Raw genomic sequence first — 14,029 nt, 5'->3', positions numbered from 1 at the left:
TTTCAGGCCACACCTTACGTGGCCGGGGATTCTATTGCCCTGGAGAAATCTATATGACACCTAAACGCATGTTTGTTGACACGTCCCCGGCACCGATGAAAGACCTGTCAGAAATGCTCACCAAAGCCACGCAGGAAGGTAAGGCCGCAGCTGCTGACCTGTGTTCGCTTCGCCTTGATAAGCTTGCGGCACATGCTGCGAATGATGGATTGAGCGCTGCGGAGATAGTGGAATTAATCCGTGCTGAAGCGTCTGCGATCGCGAGTAAAGGCGGTGCTGCGTGGCAGTAAAATCCCCGCTTAAATGGGTTGGTAGCAAAGCCCGCCTTATGCCGCAGCTGCTTCCGCACCTACCGAAAGGTAAGCGTCTGGTTGAGCCTTTCGCCGGTTCCTGCTCCGTCATGCTTAACGCAGAATATGACGAGTATCTGGTAGCGGATGTGAATCCAGACCTGATCGCCTTTTATGAGGCAGTAGCAGCCGACGCTGATGCCCTGATTAGCCGTGCAAGGCATTTGTTCGAAACATTTAACAGCGCCGACGGTTACTATGATAGCCGTCATGCTTTCAATCATGATGATGATCCGGATTGGCGTCCGGCGTTGTTTTTGTATCTTAATCGCCACTGCTTTAATGGGCTTTGCCGGTATAACAAATCGGGTGGATTCAATGCGCCTTACGGTAAATACAAGCGCCCGTATTTCCCTGAGGCTGAGATAAAGGCATTTGCTGAGAAAGCCAGGCGCGCCACTTTCATCTGTGCCGGGTATTCTGCAACGCTGGACATGGTACGTGCCGGCGATGTGGTTTATTGCGATCCGCCTTATCTCACCGATTCAGAGAACTTCACCGCATATCATTCGAGCGGGTTTGACCATATCGATCATGGTCGGCTTTCTCGTAGGCTGAAAAAGCTGGCTGCAAAGGGCGTGCCGGTGGTTGCTTCGAATGCTGATCTCGATGCCGTGCATTATCTCTATGCTGGTTTCGAGTCGGTAAAAATCAGTGCGCCGCGTAGCGTCGGTGCCGCAGCTGCAAGCCAGAAGGTGGCAGCAGAGTTGATTCTGAAATCCCCTCTGTTTGTTGGTGCGAATGAGGCTGGCGAATGACGCTGGCCATGAACGGTAATCATCACGCCGTTGATGCATGGCGGCGTGAGCATTTCGCACCGGGAACCCCGAAAGATGTAACGCTGACTGAGCGCAAATTGTGGCAGGTTAATCCAGCCGATCATAATTTCCGTTCCCAGTACCTGCACGAAATGCCCGACTGGTTAGCCGGGTATTTTGGCCAGCGCTACGAAAAATTATTCAATGCCCCACATGATGGGCGTCGTCGCGCCAATACGTTCTTACGCCATACGATTGGTCAGAGCGTATTGCCACGCCTGCGCAAAGTAATGGCGCGGTATGCCCTTTCGCCGGATGTTTCCAGTCTGCCTTTCGGCAAAATGATTTCACGCCTGCCGTCTCTTGACCGGGCAGATCTGAAGAAGCTGGCCGGGCAGGTCGTAACCTGGCTGTCTCAGGAGCTTTATAACTTTTCTGATTCACTTGAGGGTGAGGCCCGGAGCGACGAGGAAATTGCCCGGCGCACAGCCCTGGCATACGTCCATCTGGGCGCGCTTACTCAAACTATCAATATCACTGCCCCTTACTGGGGCGCTTATTGTGCAGACAAATTAACCGAGCGCCAGGCGCAGTCCGGCATATTGCGCCTGATGGCATCGGAGTGGTGGTATCTGCGCCTGAAGCGAGCGCGTGATCTGCAACGTGAGCATATGGCCATAGCTGTTGGCCAGGTGCAAAAAGCGGCCAGCGCTTACGTCTCGCGTAAAACCCTGGGCGAATGGGTCGAGCAGAAAAAGCGCAATCTGGAGTTTTTCAAAAAATTCGACCTGATGGACGATGAAGGAAACCGCATTGCGCTGGATAGCATGGTGCATCGCAGCGTTGCCAATCCGGCCATACGTCGTTGCGAACTGATGGTCCGTATGCGTGGCTTTGAGGATATTGCCAACGATCAGGGGCTGTCAGGTGAGTTCTATACCATTACAGCGCCGTCACGCTTCCATGCGGTACACAGCAAGGGTGGTTTTGTCGGCCAGTGGAATGGCTGTAACCCGCAGGACACGCAGCGTTATCTGTGCAATGTGTGGGCCAGGGCGCGCGCCGCTATTTCCCGCGCCGGGATTCATGTGTTTGGCTTTCGCGTGGTTGAGCCGCATCACGACGGGACACCGCACTGGCACATGCTGCTGTTTATGCGCCCGCAGGATGTTGAAACGGTGCGCGACATTCTTTGCTACCAGGCCCGTATCGCAGATTCTGAAGAATTACAGACCCCACACGCGCTTAAGGCGCGTTTTCACGTTGAGCCTATCGATCCTGAAAAGGGGTCAGCGACGGGCTATATCGCAAAATACATATCTAAAAATATCGACGGTTACGCTATGGACGGGGAGCAGGACGGCGAAACCGGAGAGAGTATGCGTGATATGGCTAAATCTGTGGCTGCGTGGGCGTCCCGCTGGCGTATTCGCCAGTTTCAGCAGATTGGTGGCGCGCCGGTAACGGTATGGCGAGAGTTACGTCGCCTGCGCGATCAGCGGTTCGTTGACCAGGAAATGGATGCCGTTCTGGCCGCTGCTGATGTCGGATGCTGGGCGTCATATACACAGGCGCAGGGCGGCCCCCTTGTTGCGCGCCGGGATCTGGTTGTGCGTCTCGCTTATGAAATTACGGAGCAGGGCAACGAATACGCAGAAGATATTCAACGGGTGCAGGGAGTGTATTCCCCGCGTCTGCGTGGCTCTGAGATTTGTACGCGCCTGGTAAAGTGGCAGAAGGTTTCGAAGTTGGCCGAAGCGCCAGCGGAGGCGGGTTTTTCTGGCGGCATCGCCGCCCCTTGGAGTTCTGTCAATAACTGTACTGAGGGTGAAGCCCGCAGGCGGTTAAAAATGGATCTGAATCGCCGTGGGTTTGATGGTACTGAGGAAGAGATAGCGATTTTACTGCGTGATGGGCGGCTGAAGTATGGCCAAACGTCTCTTGTTTATCGTAATGGAAGGCTCGACGAAATAAAAAATAGGCCGGGTGAAGACGTATGGCCCGGCTGGTATTAACTCAGCAATGTTCTGATGCGTATACCTTTTTTGTAAAGTCACCTCAAAAGCACTTTCGGAATATGACCATAAATGTATACTGTATGCATATACAGTAAAAAGCTGAAGGGGGGCTTATGCACGATTTATTTATGGAAACTATCGCATTACAACGTATCGCCTTATTCACAAGGTTGGTAGCGCGTGGGGGATGTAACTGCGGAGAAAAGGATTTGGCATTAGCCTGGCTTGATGAATTAACCACCGATCTGGAAAAGCGTCTGTATGAATGTGCAATAAAAAACCCCCAGAGTGGGGGCTTAAGCGGCGGGCGTGGCTTTCAGTAGGTCAAGTGCCATCTGTTTCTGATTAGGTGACATTGTGCTTAGCAGCTGCTGAAGCATGGCATCACCCGTTTTTGCGCTGGGGCTGAGGGTGTGGGAAAAAGTCAGGTTCATAACGAAAGTGTGACCACATTCCACGTCAGCGCAGGAACAGTAAATATCAGCAATCTGCCGGTGCTTGCGATTAGTCTTGCGGATAACAGCCTTTGCGCCACATTCCGGACATTCAATTTTTAATACTCTCACGTTCCGCTCTCCGGCTGTCAGATAATGCCTGGATTTTAACCTTTTTTGCATTATGCCGCATCCTTATCCGTTGTTTTATTGGCGGTTTCTATCGAGAAATTCAGGTACAAATGTGGTGGCACTTCACCGTCATCGCTTAGCGCTTCCATAAAGCGACGTTGCACCGGCATTACCTCGTTTTTTTTATACGTTTTTTCAGCCTTTTCAGGGTCACCCAGCCCGGCAGCATTCTGCGCGATCTGACCGGCCAGCCCGGCGGGGAACCGATGGGCGTTCAGAACATCCTGGGCGCTGATATTCTTCACGCTGGCAAATTCATCCTTTGCGGAAATGTCGCCCATCTGAATAAACTGCACCCCTTCTTTGTCACCGCCAGGAATGTTTACCAGGATAGTTGAGAAGTTACCGATCCCCTTGCTGTCACGCAGCTGCGTTTCAATCTCTTCTTCCATTTCGTCAGTCATGCTCGCATCGCGGGTATAGAGAATGCCGCCGGTGTGCGCGCCGTTGTGGTAGTAGCGGCGACGGAATATGACTGCTTCACTGTTGAGCAGGGCGCTGTGAATGCCGCCGATATAATCCGGCAACCCGTAAACATGCTGCTGCGGGTCATACATTTTGATGAAAATGACGTCTTCTGGCTCGTACACGATCGGTTCTCCTTCCTGAAGCACGACAAATTCCCCGGATTTACGGCGTCTGGTATACAGGCCGGGCAGTGGCGCAATGGCGATCACGTCGCCCCAGCCGTTACGAATCTTAGCCAGGGCAACATCCCCGAAGGTGAGAAAATCGAAAACCGCTGCTTCCAGTTCATCGCGGGTCAGGCCGCCGCCAGTGTAATCAGACGTGATCATGTTCTTACGGGCGTGAATAATCCCCCCGTGCTGGCCATTCAGGTTTATCAGCTGGGCGAGCGCCAGCCGGTCAATCGGTAGCGTGTAGTGGTCTGCGTCGTTGTCATACCAGACATCATGATAATCGGTGCCAGTAGTCAGTACCGGTTCCGGTTTCCCAAAGCGCAAAATGCTCATTTTATTTTTCGGCTGCGCTTTCGTGTCGCGCTGCCGGTAGCGGTTGTTTTTTTTCATGCGGCCTTCTTGATTCCCCACCGGGATTTAGGTTTATTTTCGTAATTCAGCGGTTCGTTATGCAGGGCGTGAGTGATGGCCCAGAAAGATTCCGCGTGACCAGTCTCCGGGCTGCGGTCAGCGACAAACGTCATTGCGGCCCCGCTTTGTGTTGTAGTGCGGCGAACGGCCATAAAGCTGGCCGGGATCTCTTTCAGGTTCTTGTCCCACTCAATACGCTGGCTTTCCACAACATCGGCCGCCTTCAGCACAAGCTGGTTTTTCGTGTTGCGGTCATAGCGGATAGCTACGGCCACGCGCAGGGCAAAGTGCTGAATGTTGTCAAATACCCCCTGGCCAATGCCTGTCACATCCACACCCAGATAGGTGAAGTTGTATTTCTTGAACAGGGTTTCGATCTGCTTTGCCTGCCAGCGGAAGTTCATGCCTTTCCAGTTAAACACGGCCAGTACGCGGAATTTTTCGACAGCCAGCATGGGCGGGGCGACAATCACAAAGCAGGACAGGTCACCGCTGCGCGCCGGGTCAAATCCTCCCCAGACCGGGCGGTCACCAAACGGGCGAGGCGCATCGGGGTTGTGATCCTGCCAGGTTTCCGTTTCGACGCCGCAGGCTTCAAGGTCGGCAAAGCTGAAGACAGAATCTTTACTGTCAACAAACACGCACATATAGAGCATGTTAAACGTGGTTGGGTTGTAGCGATTTCGCAGCTTATCGATGTTGGCCAGGTTAAAGCCGCCTGCAATGGCATCTTCCATCGTGATGATGTAGCGCCACTGGCCATCCGGGCATAAGCGCCCGCCGTCGCGCATCTCGCTGAAGTCCGGGAACCGCACACCGGCGCGCTTCTTGCTACCCTGTTTCCATTCCTCACCCGTCCAGAACGGATAAGCCTGATGAGTTTTCGCTGACGGGGTGGAAAAGTATGTGGTGCGCCACTTATCGTGCGTGGCCATTGCGCTGGCCACTTCGTTGAGTTTCGCGAAGTTTGGCACCCAGAAATATTCATCACAGTAGAGATGGCCACTGTATGACTGCGCTGTGTTTTTGTTGGTTGATAAGAAACGCAGCTCTGCGCCGTTACTCAGGCGGATAGGGTTGCCGGTCAGCGTGATCCCGAAATACTGTTCAGCGATGTTCACGATATAAGAGCGGAATACCTCCGCCTGGGCTTTGGACGCTGACAGAAAAATTTGCGGGTCGCCCGTCATCACGGCATTTTCAAAAGCCTCGTAGGCAAAATACCAGGTCGCGCCGATCTGGCGGCTTTTCAGGATGTTCCTTACCTGCTGACCAATATTCAGGCGCAGATGCTTCTGATAGGCAAAAAGGTGCTCACTGGCCCAGGAATCGAAGTCATCCTGCGTCAGGGATGAAATGTCATTCTTTTTATACTTCCGCTTGCCGCGTGGCCTGTCGCTGTCCCCGTCATCCTCCGCTGCTTTATGGCCGCCGTTTCCGCTGGCCATCTTCTCTTTATGTTTGTTGCTCTGGGCGCGCAGTTTCGTGGCGTGCGCGATAAGCAAATCCATTTCCTTTAGCTCTACCTCGGACTTATTGTCCCGCCCGGCAAGCAGCTGGTAGCGGCGTTCAATCGCTTCTTCAGTGCTTTCAAAGCTGAGCAAATCGGCCCAGTTATTTTTTTCAGCCCAGTAGTAAATGATCCGCGCATTCGGCAGATTCAATTCTGATGCAATTTCCTTTGGCGTATAGCGCCGCAGATAAAGTGCGCGTACAACGCCTTTCAATTCTTCTGAGTATTTAGCCATAGATTTAATTATGCCGTGGCTGTCTGAAAAATTATGCGGCAGTTATTCCTTATCGTTCGGGTAATTCCTGTTATCCGAAGTAATAAGAATTAATAAGGGTGATGCCTTTTGTTTTATCCGTAATAATCGTTTTGCAATATCAGCGAGGCGAGAGGAAATAATGTCTCATTTAGTCACTGACTGGCTGTGTATTGCCACCGAAGGGGATACGGTAGACGGCAGAAAGATTTACCGTGAATGGATTATTGATATGGGCGAAACCTATAACTTTAACCATTACGCGGCAAGACTGTGGCCGGAGCATGAACGCGACTGGGGAACCTGTGGGGAAGTGCGGGAAGCGCGCTGGGAAGACGGTGAAGACGGACTGGCGAGGCTTTACGCAAAAATCAGTCCCAGCATGAGCCTGATTTATGCCAACCGTGACGATCAGCTGGTCTTTTTCTCTATCGAGCCGGAAGAAGACTGGCGCGGCTCTGGGCGCACGTATCTCAAGGGGCTTGCTGTTACAGACAGCCCCGCAAGCGTTGGCACAACACGATTACGTTTCAGCAGCAGACGTAATAAGCCGAAATCCGGTTATTACCCTTGCGTAATAACCTCTGATAAAAAATTTAAACAGGAAGCAGATATGTCTAACTGGCAAAAACTTTTCGGTATTAAACCGAAGCAGCACACTTTTGCTGAAGGCGATGATGATAATACGCCTGGCAGTGACGAAAAATTGCAGGCACTGGCCGAAGCCGTGAATGCTATTGAGCAGCGTCTGGCAGCAGTGGAGGAAGCAGTTAATAACGCGCAGGGTGATATTGATACCATCGCTGAAGTGGTCGATACCCAGGAGTTTGCCTCACTGCGTGAAAATCTGCCTACCATCCTGACCAATTTCAGCAAGCTGGATAAAAAAGTCACAAAACTGCCGCAGCGTCAGTTTGGCGATAAAAGCAAAAGCAGCGGCAAATTTAAGTTCATTTAATTATTAACTGAATTTATTTGACTGAACCTTTTTTCAATTATTCATCGCGTTAACGCGAGGGGAATATATGCAACTGAATCAACGTGCGCTGGATTTTATTGACGCGTATTCCGCCGGACTGGCGGGCCATTACAGCGTTAATAACCCGTCACGCGCATTCAAATTAACCGATCCGCAGGAAACGTCCCTGCGCAGTGCGCTGCTGGAATCTGTTGAATTTCTGAGCCTCATCACCTGCGCGGATGTTGACCAACTGAGCGGCCAGGTTGTGTCCGTAGGCGCTTCAGCGCTTCATACCGGGCGCAACGCTGATGGCCGTTTTATCAAGCGTGTGGGCGTTGACGGCAACGATTACAAACTGGTCGAAACGGATTCATGCGCCGCGCTGCGCTGGAACCTGCTTTCTGTATGGGCAAACGCCGGAAGCGAGGAAGAGTTTTTCCAGCTGGTACAGGCTTTCTCTAATCAGGCGTTTGCGCTGGATATGCTGCGCATTGGCTTCAACGGTAAAACCATTGCTGAAACTACCAACCCGACAGAAAACCCGAACGGCGAAGACGTCAACGTTGGCTGGCATGAGCGCATGAAAGGTTTCGATGGTGGCAAGCAAATCATCACTGAGGCGCTTACCCTGGATGATAAAGGTGATTATCGCTCGCTCGACGCGATGGCTTCCGATCTCATCAATACCAAAATCCCGCAGCAGTTCCGCAACGACCCGCGCCTGGTGGTACTTGTCGGGGCCGATCTGGTGGCCGCTGAGCAGTACCGACTGTATCAGGGGGCTGACAAGCCAACTGAGAAAATCGCGGCGCAGATGCTGGGAAGCACTATCGCGGGCCGTCAGGCCATTGTGCCGCCATTTATGCCAGGCAAGCGCATGGTGGTGACCCCACTGTCAAACCTGCATATCTACACCCAGCGCGGCACCCGTCAGCGTAAGGCGGAGTTTGTTGAAGACCGCAAGCAGTACGAGAACAAGTATCTGCGTAATGAAGGCTACGCGGTTGAAGTGCCGGAGCTTTACGCGGCAATCGACGAGTCAGCCGTAACAATCGGTCAGGTTTCCGAACCGGCAGAGGGCTGATAAATGGCACTTTCACCCGGCCAGCGCCACAACCGGCGCGTAGCTCTGGAGCAGCAGCTAAAAGCGCAGCAGGCCGCAGACATGGCAGAAAGTCTGCATTTACAGATTCAGGCGCTGAAAACTGACGTTGAAATGGCGCGTGCGCTGCCAACGAACGCGGAACGCGAAGCCTTTAAGCGTGATGTGCTGATCCCACGCTGGCAACCCACGGTTGAAGCGTATCTGGCCAGCGGCAACGAATACGGCAATCCGGTGTTTTCCTGGTTCGTCGTCTGGCTGTTTGACGCCGGTTATCTGGATAAAGCGCTGGAACTGGCTGACGTGGCGATTGAGCAGCACCAGGACACGCCGGACAACATCCGCAGCAACTTCCCTACCTTTGTTGCTGACACGGTGATGGCGTGGGCGGAGGACACTGCCGCAATGGGTGAAAGTGTTGAGCCTTATTTTTCTCAGACCTTTGAGAAGGTGACGCAGCGCTGGCGGCTGCATGAGGAAATTACTGCCAAATGGTGCAAGTTCGCCGGGCTGATGCTGCTGCGTGACGATAACGGCCAGCCTCGCGCTACAGCGGTGGATGACCCGGAAACGCTTGAAAAGGCTGACGCGTTGCTGGCCAGCGCCGAACGTCTCTACAAGAAAGTAGGTGTAACCACACAGCGTGCGCAAATTGCTGCGCGACTGCGCAGCCTGGCAAAAGAGTAATAACGACTACCGCAAGCCGGGCGGGCGCGGCGGAGGGCAAAACACACTTGTGTAATGCGCCTTGGATGCCGGTCAGCCCGCCTTTTTCGGGGGAACCATGTTTAGCGGTAAACCGATTGAATACCAGGATTCGGAGTTAACGAATAACGGTTTCTGGCCGGATTTGAATCTTCGTGACTTCCAGTCGCAGCGCGCACTACCGCCCGATATGGATGCCAGTATCACGGCGCAGGCACTGCTTGCGGCCGTAGCAGAAGTAAACGCCGATCTTGAAAAGGTCGAAGCCCTGCACCGTGCGGGCGGATTCGAAACCGCCGCAGCGGTGCCGGGACCGGTCATGAACGGGCAGAACGGGCTTTGTGCGCAGTACATGAAAGCGGTTTTTGCCAGGGCGAAAGCTGATCTGCTGGGTGAGTTTGCAACGATTGGCCGCCGGGAGTCCCATCCGGGGCAGGAAAGTGACGAAACCCGTAACGGATTGCTGGCGGAATCCTCCGTGACAATCCGGCACATGAAGGGGCTTAAGCGCGCAACGGTGAGAAAGGTATGAAAACTCAACTGGATTCACTGAGTGAGTTTTTCCGTCAGAACGTGCCGGAGCGCGCGCAACTGGGTTTTGACAGCCTGTTAGATGAAATGCAGCTGGTTGCCGCAGCCAAAGATATTGGCCTTGAGCAGTACCGGTTATCAGTCATTCGCTATAACGCGCTGATCTCCTGGGAGCGTTTCCCGTATCGCCTTTGTGCGCCGCAGCTGCTGATCGCGCTGCTTGAAGTCTGGCTGGATGAACATGCTGACGGTGTGCTGGATGATATCGGAATCACCAGTGCTGAAGCCGTATGGGATGTGACAGTAGAGGACGAAGAAACCGCCACGGTGGTTCTGACTATGCCGCTGGCTGACGAGCTTGTGATCAGACCTGATGAAAAGGGGCCGATCCCGTTCCGGGGCGAGCGATGGTCACTGGTGGAGCCTGAAATCTTCACTGCGCTGAGCGGCACTGTGTATGGCACGGATTCAACCGGCGCGCCGGTAGGCGAATCCTGATGTTTGCCGGTGGTGAGCTTAACAAGAAGCAGCTGGCCGAACTACGCGAGGCGCTGACCAGTCTGGAGCTGCCGCCCCGTAAGCGTCAGCGCCTGCTGTGGCGTCTGGCGAAATACGGACTGATTGCCGCAGCAAAGCGAAACGTTCGAAACCAGCAGTCGCCTGATGGCGCAGCGTGGCCGGGCAGGGCAACAAAGCGAAAGGGCAAGATGCTGAGAAACCTGCCAAAGCTGCTTCACATTCGCGAAATGCCCGAAATTGCGGCCGTGCGGGTTTATTTGCAGGGCGGCGCATACCGTAACGGGAACAGGCCTGTTCCGGCGGGCGTTGTGGGCTACAGCCAGCAAAATGGCATGACGGTGCGTTTTAATCGCGGCGGCCAGAAAAATCAGGATCAGACCGGAAAAATGGCGACGGTAGCCCAGGCCAAAAAGCTACGGGCGCTGGGATATACGGTAAAGCGGGGAAAGCGCTGGAAAAAGCCAACCTACCGTGAAATTACCGAAAAAATGCCTTACGCACAGGCCGGGCTGCTGATCCGTAAGCTGAGCGGCACGGTAGCAAAATCAAGCTGGGTGATTGACGTTCCCGCCCGTGAATTTTTGGGTATGAGCGACGACGACTTTAACAAGGCGCTGGCGCGCCAGCTTCAGGCGATTGGCTTTGGCTGGGACGTTAACGCACAGGATATCAAGGGGAAAACATGACCTGGCCAACTGTTGATGTAAACCAGGTAAATCAGCTACAGGGCGAAGTAAACGAGGTTGAGCGCACTGTGCTGTTTATCGGTAAGGGGAAAACAGGCGTTGGTAAAACGCAGGCGGTGGACTCGCAGACTGACTTTGATCAGCTGCTCGGTCCGGCGCAGAGCGTACTTAAAAGTGATTTGAAAGCCGCACAGGCCAATGCAGGCCAGAACTGGTGGGCGTTTGTGCATGTTGTGGCAGAAGACGCGGACGCGGCAGCGGTTGAACAGGCGGTACTGGCCTCGCAGAAATCCTGCTCGGTTGAAGGTGTGGTGTTGTGTGATGACGTCAGCGATAAATCGCTGATTACGCTTGCCGCAACGCTACGCGCCACGCTGATTGCAACGTATGGCCGCTGGGTATGGTTTCTGCTCGCTGTGGGCGGATTTGAAGAAGATGAAGCACAGGCGGACTATCTGACGCGGCTGTCTGCGCTGCAAAGCGGCGTTGCTGAAAAAGCAGTGATGCTTGTTCCGCGTCTGTGGGGAAATGAGCCGGGTGTGCTGGCAGGTCGCCTGTGTAATCGTGCGGTGACCGTGGCAGACAGCCCGGCGCGTACCAAAACCGGCGCACTGCTGAATCTGGGGAGTGATGAGCTTCCGGCAGACGGCACCGGCGAAACGCTGCAAATTGCGACGCTAAAAGCGCTTGAGGCACAGCGCTTCAGTGTTCCGGCGTGGTATCCCGACTATGACGGCATTTACTGGGCTGATGGCCGAACGCTTGATGTGGAGGGTGGCGATTATCAGTCAATTGAAACGCTGCGTATTGCTGACAAAGTGGCGCGACGCGTGCGGCTGCTGGCACTTGGGAAAATTGGCGATCGCTCACTGAACAGCACACCGGGAAGTATCGCGGCGCACCAGTCAATTTTTGCTCGTCCGCTGCGAGAAATGTCGAAAGCCTCTGAAATTAATGGCACGACGTTTCCGGGGGAGGTGAAACCGCCGAAAGAAGGGGATGTGAAAATCGTCTGGAAGACCAGTAAACACGTTGAGATTTACATTGTGCTGCGCCCGTATGAAGTACCGCTGCAAATCTCGATCAGCCTGTTGCTTGATAAAACTCTGGAGGCGAGCGCATGACCAAGCGTATCAGCGGCATGTCATTTGATTTTTATCTGGATGGCACGATGGTGCATGTGGAAAAAATCACGCTCGACATCACCGATAACACAGCGGCTACCCAGACGCACGGCGTCCCTGATGGCTATGTGGATGGTGATGTGGCAGCTGAAGGTGAGCTGGAGCTTAGCATTAAATCGATGGCCATTCTGAAAGGGCTGGCACAACAGGCCGGATCATGGCGCGGCATTCCACCACAGGATTTTCTTTTCTACGCGAAAGCCGGGACGGAGGAAACCAAAGTTGAGGCATTCGGCTGCAAGATGAATCTCAGCAGTATTCTGGATATCGATCCGAAAGGTGGCGCGCTGGCTACACGCAAAATCCCGTACAAGGTGACAGACCCGCGCTTTATCAACATTGACGGCATTCCGTATCTGGAGCCGGAAGCCACTGAAAACCTGATCGGCTAAGGATTACAGATGCAGGAACATGAAAAGAGTCTTTACACGCTACTGGCCATCGGCGCGCTGATTGCCATCGGTAAGTTACTGGCTGGCAACGATCCTATTACGGTTCGCCTGTTCTTAAGCCGCCTTATTCTGGGCAGTCTGGTTTCAGTAGTGGCAGGCGCAGTACTGCTGCAAATCCCGAACGCCAGCCCGCTGGCCATTAACGGGCTGGGAACGGCGCTGGCAATCGGAGGCTATCAGGCCATTGAAATCTGGATAAGACGCAAAGCCCAGGGCAACGCGCAGAAGGATGAAAAGCATGACGCTCAGTGAAAAACAGCAGCTGTTCACCATTATGGTGGCAAATCTTATCCAGTGGGCTGAGGAAAAAGGTTACCGCCTGACCTTTGGTGAGGCATACCGAACGCCGGAACAGGCGGCGCTGAATGCAAAGAAGGGCAGCGGCATAACGAACAGCCTGCATACACAGCGCCTGGCGGTGGATTTTAATCTTTTTCTCAATGGTGTGTATCAGACCGAAAGTGAGGCATATCTGCCTTTGGGTGAATACTGGGAATCGCTGGGCGGTGCATGGGGTGGGCGTTTCAAATCACGCCCTGACGGCAATCACTTCAGCCTTGAGCATAACGGGGTGCGCTGATGAGCAGGGGCGCATGGTTCTGCATGATAGTGATAGTGCTGGCGTTTATGGCGGGCTGGAAGGGCGCGACATGGCAGCGTGACAGTATCGATCTCGCCGCGCAGAAAGCCGCTGCCGCCACCGGCGTAAAATTCCAGGTGATGGCCAGCGCGTCGGCGCGTGAACTTGAAAGCAAGCTTGAAACGCTTAAGGCAAGCCAGCCAAAAGAGATCAGGTATGAAATCGTTAAGCCTGTTTTTACTAACGTTTGTGTGTCTGATGAGTTTGTACGGTTGTTCAATGCCGCCGCAGCCAGCGCCGAACGTACCCTTTCAGGAAAACCTGAAAACAAAATGCCCGGCGCAGCTGCCGCGCATTAACGGCACTTCCGGGGCGTACGTCGCCGGTGCGTTGCTGGATTACCAGATTCTTTATGCTGAATGCGCTGCACGTCATAACGCGCTCGCAGATGAAATTAACAAACGAGAGAATATTTATCATGGAAAAAATTAAACTGGTTGTTGCTGGTACTGAACTTGTATTTGAACCAAATCAGACCGCCTACAATAAATTCATTAATGAAATGTCGATGGATAATAAAGTTGCGCCAGCAACAAATTATCTGAATCGTATTGTGGCGTCAGAAAGTAAAGAAGCACTGGCTGGAATTGTTTCCCGTCCGGGTGCTGCGTTGCAGATTGTCGGCAAGGTAAACGAGATTTACGCGCCTGAACTGGAAATCGAAGTAAAAAACTAACGC

The 14,029-nt window shown here is 53.5% G+C and carries 18 protein-coding genes; 15 read left to right on the top strand and 3 right to left on the bottom strand.

Annotation, left to right across the window (positions count from 1 at the left end):
- The first annotated feature begins 53 nt into the window (after positions 1-53).
- The 3 genes from DW58_RS03220 to DW58_RS03210 are packed head-to-tail and all read left to right on the top strand — an operon-like array spanning position 54 to position 3,123.
- Positions 54-290 (top strand): DUF2732 family protein, encoded by a 237-nt coding sequence (locus DW58_RS03220; RefSeq protein WP_024550783.1) that lies wholly within the window; start codon positions 54-56, stop codon positions 288-290.
- A complete protein-coding gene (locus DW58_RS03215) occupies positions 281-1,108 on the top strand; it encodes a DNA adenine methylase (protein ID WP_024550784.1) in 828 nt (275 codons plus the stop codon). The genes DW58_RS03220 and DW58_RS03215 overlap by 10 nt, the downstream gene beginning before the upstream one ends.
- Positions 1,105-3,123: a replication endonuclease gene (locus DW58_RS03210; RefSeq protein ID WP_024550785.1), complete on the top strand. Its 2,019-nt coding sequence runs from the start codon at positions 1,105-1,107 to the stop codon at positions 3,121-3,123. The genes DW58_RS03215 and DW58_RS03210 overlap by 4 nt, the downstream gene beginning before the upstream one ends.
- A 299-nt stretch (positions 3,124-3,422) precedes the next feature.
- Here the strand turns inward: DW58_RS03210 and DW58_RS03205 are convergent, their stop codons facing one another.
- The 3 genes from DW58_RS03205 to DW58_RS03195 are packed head-to-tail and all read right to left on the bottom strand — an operon-like array spanning position 3,423 to position 6,552.
- The gene (locus tag DW58_RS03205; RefSeq protein WP_035885509.1) at positions 3,423-3,746 is read right to left on the bottom strand and encodes an Ogr/Delta-like zinc finger protein; all 324 of its coding nucleotides are present in this window, start codon (positions 3,744-3,746) and stop codon (positions 3,423-3,425) included.
- Positions 3,743-4,783, bottom strand: a complete 1,041-nt coding sequence (locus tag DW58_RS03200) for a phage portal protein (RefSeq protein ID WP_024550787.1) — start codon at positions 4,781-4,783, stop codon at positions 3,743-3,745. The genes DW58_RS03205 and DW58_RS03200 overlap by 4 nt, the downstream gene beginning before the upstream one ends.
- A complete protein-coding gene (locus DW58_RS03195; RefSeq protein WP_024550788.1) occupies positions 4,780-6,552 on the bottom strand; it encodes a terminase large subunit domain-containing protein in 1,773 nt (590 codons plus the stop codon). Before DW58_RS03195 ends, DW58_RS03200 begins: the two co-directional genes overlap by 4 nt.
- A gap of 160 nt (positions 6,553-6,712) precedes the next feature.
- On the opposite strand from DW58_RS03195, the gene DW58_RS03190 reads away from it, so the two are divergent.
- The 12 genes from DW58_RS03190 (at position 6,713) to DW58_RS03135 (ending at position 14,026) form a co-directional block, all read left to right on the top strand.
- Positions 6,713-7,528, top strand: coding sequence for a GPO family capsid scaffolding protein (locus tag DW58_RS03190; protein ID WP_024550789.1), 816 nt, complete (start codon positions 6,713-6,715; stop codon positions 7,526-7,528).
- Between the two features lie 67 nt (positions 7,529-7,595).
- Entirely contained in the window at positions 7,596-8,615 is a 1,020-nt protein-coding gene (locus DW58_RS03185) for a phage major capsid protein, P2 family (RefSeq protein WP_024550790.1), read from the top strand.
- 3 nt (positions 8,616-8,618) lie between these two features.
- Positions 8,619-9,320, top strand: a complete 702-nt coding sequence (gpM, locus tag DW58_RS03180; RefSeq protein ID WP_024550791.1) for a phage terminase small subunit — start codon at positions 8,619-8,621, stop codon at positions 9,318-9,320.
- Positions 9,321-9,417: 97 nt separating this feature from the next.
- Positions 9,418-9,870, top strand: coding sequence for a head completion/stabilization protein (locus tag DW58_RS03175; RefSeq protein WP_024550792.1), 453 nt, complete (start codon positions 9,418-9,420; stop codon positions 9,868-9,870).
- A complete protein-coding gene (locus DW58_RS03170; protein WP_029592422.1) occupies positions 9,867-10,367 on the top strand; it encodes a phage tail protein in 501 nt (166 codons plus the stop codon). Before DW58_RS03175 ends, DW58_RS03170 begins: the two co-directional genes overlap by 4 nt.
- The gene (locus DW58_RS03165; RefSeq protein WP_024549875.1) at positions 10,367-11,074 is read left to right on the top strand and encodes a phage virion morphogenesis protein; all 708 of its coding nucleotides are present in this window, start codon (positions 10,367-10,369) and stop codon (positions 11,072-11,074) included. The genes DW58_RS03170 and DW58_RS03165 overlap by 1 nt, the downstream gene beginning before the upstream one ends.
- Positions 11,071-12,198, top strand: coding sequence for a DUF2586 domain-containing protein (locus tag DW58_RS03160; RefSeq protein ID WP_024549876.1), 1,128 nt, complete (start codon positions 11,071-11,073; stop codon positions 12,196-12,198). Before DW58_RS03165 ends, DW58_RS03160 begins: the two co-directional genes overlap by 4 nt.
- A complete protein-coding gene (locus tag DW58_RS03155) occupies positions 12,195-12,650 on the top strand; it encodes a phage protein (protein WP_024549877.1) in 456 nt (151 codons plus the stop codon). The genes DW58_RS03160 and DW58_RS03155 overlap by 4 nt, the downstream gene beginning before the upstream one ends.
- A gap of 9 nt (positions 12,651-12,659) precedes the next feature.
- Positions 12,660-12,962, top strand: coding sequence for a phage holin family protein (locus DW58_RS03150; protein ID WP_024549878.1), 303 nt, complete (start codon positions 12,660-12,662; stop codon positions 12,960-12,962).
- A complete protein-coding gene (locus DW58_RS03145; RefSeq protein WP_024549879.1) occupies positions 12,949-13,290 on the top strand; it encodes a M15 family metallopeptidase in 342 nt (113 codons plus the stop codon). The genes DW58_RS03150 and DW58_RS03145 overlap by 14 nt, the downstream gene beginning before the upstream one ends.
- Complete coding sequence (locus tag DW58_RS03140; RefSeq protein WP_024549880.1) at positions 13,290-13,649, top strand: hypothetical protein; 360 nt, start codon at positions 13,290-13,292, stop codon at positions 13,647-13,649. Before DW58_RS03145 ends, DW58_RS03140 begins: the two co-directional genes overlap by 1 nt.
- A gap of 119 nt (positions 13,650-13,768) precedes the next feature.
- The gene (locus DW58_RS03135) at positions 13,769-14,026 is read left to right on the top strand and encodes a putative phage tail assembly chaperone (protein ID WP_024549882.1); all 258 of its coding nucleotides are present in this window, start codon (positions 13,769-13,771) and stop codon (positions 14,024-14,026) included.
- The last annotated feature ends 3 nt before the right edge of the window (positions 14,027-14,029 follow it).

Source organism: Siccibacter turicensis LMG 23730 (genome assembly GCF_000463155.2).
Taxonomy (GTDB): domain Bacteria; phylum Pseudomonadota; class Gammaproteobacteria; order Enterobacterales; family Enterobacteriaceae; genus Siccibacter; species Siccibacter turicensis.
Note: the sequence above shows the minus strand (reverse complement) of the source record. Positions and strands in the feature narration are given on the sequence as shown.

Excerpts from the sequence above, each read along its gene's own strand:
- DW58_RS03135 (WP_024549882.1), top strand. The coding sequence starts at position 13,769 with ATGGAAAAAATTAAACTGGTTGTTGCTGGTACTGAACTTGTATTTGAA.
- DW58_RS03175 (WP_024550792.1), top strand. The coding sequence starts at position 9,418 with ATGTTTAGCGGTAAACCGATTGAATACCAGGATTCGGAGTTAACGAAT.
- DW58_RS03210 (WP_024550785.1), top strand. The coding sequence starts at position 1,105 with ATGACGCTGGCCATGAACGGTAATCATCACGCCGTTGATGCATGGCGG.
- DW58_RS03185 (WP_024550790.1), top strand. The coding sequence starts at position 7,596 with ATGCAACTGAATCAACGTGCGCTGGATTTTATTGACGCGTATTCCGCC.
- DW58_RS03220 (WP_024550783.1), top strand. The coding sequence starts at position 54 with ATGACACCTAAACGCATGTTTGTTGACACGTCCCCGGCACCGATGAAA.
- DW58_RS03190 (WP_024550789.1), top strand. The coding sequence starts at position 6,713 with ATGTCTCATTTAGTCACTGACTGGCTGTGTATTGCCACCGAAGGGGAT.
- gpM (WP_024550791.1), top strand. The coding sequence starts at position 8,619 with ATGGCACTTTCACCCGGCCAGCGCCACAACCGGCGCGTAGCTCTGGAG.
- DW58_RS03160 (WP_024549876.1), top strand. The coding sequence starts at position 11,071 with ATGACCTGGCCAACTGTTGATGTAAACCAGGTAAATCAGCTACAGGGC.
- DW58_RS03140 (WP_024549880.1), top strand. The coding sequence starts at position 13,290 with ATGAGCAGGGGCGCATGGTTCTGCATGATAGTGATAGTGCTGGCGTTT.
- DW58_RS03165 (WP_024549875.1), top strand. The coding sequence starts at position 10,367 with ATGTTTGCCGGTGGTGAGCTTAACAAGAAGCAGCTGGCCGAACTACGC.
- DW58_RS03170 (WP_029592422.1), top strand. The coding sequence starts at position 9,867 with ATGAAAACTCAACTGGATTCACTGAGTGAGTTTTTCCGTCAGAACGTG.
- DW58_RS03155 (WP_024549877.1), top strand. The coding sequence starts at position 12,195 with ATGACCAAGCGTATCAGCGGCATGTCATTTGATTTTTATCTGGATGGC.
- DW58_RS03145 (WP_024549879.1), top strand. The coding sequence starts at position 12,949 with ATGACGCTCAGTGAAAAACAGCAGCTGTTCACCATTATGGTGGCAAAT.
- DW58_RS03195 (WP_024550788.1), bottom strand. The coding sequence starts at position 6,552 with ATGGCTAAATACTCAGAAGAATTGAAAGGCGTTGTACGCGCACTTTAT.
- DW58_RS03200 (WP_024550787.1), bottom strand. The coding sequence starts at position 4,783 with ATGAAAAAAAACAACCGCTACCGGCAGCGCGACACGAAAGCGCAGCCG.
- DW58_RS03150 (WP_024549878.1), top strand. The coding sequence starts at position 12,660 with ATGCAGGAACATGAAAAGAGTCTTTACACGCTACTGGCCATCGGCGCG.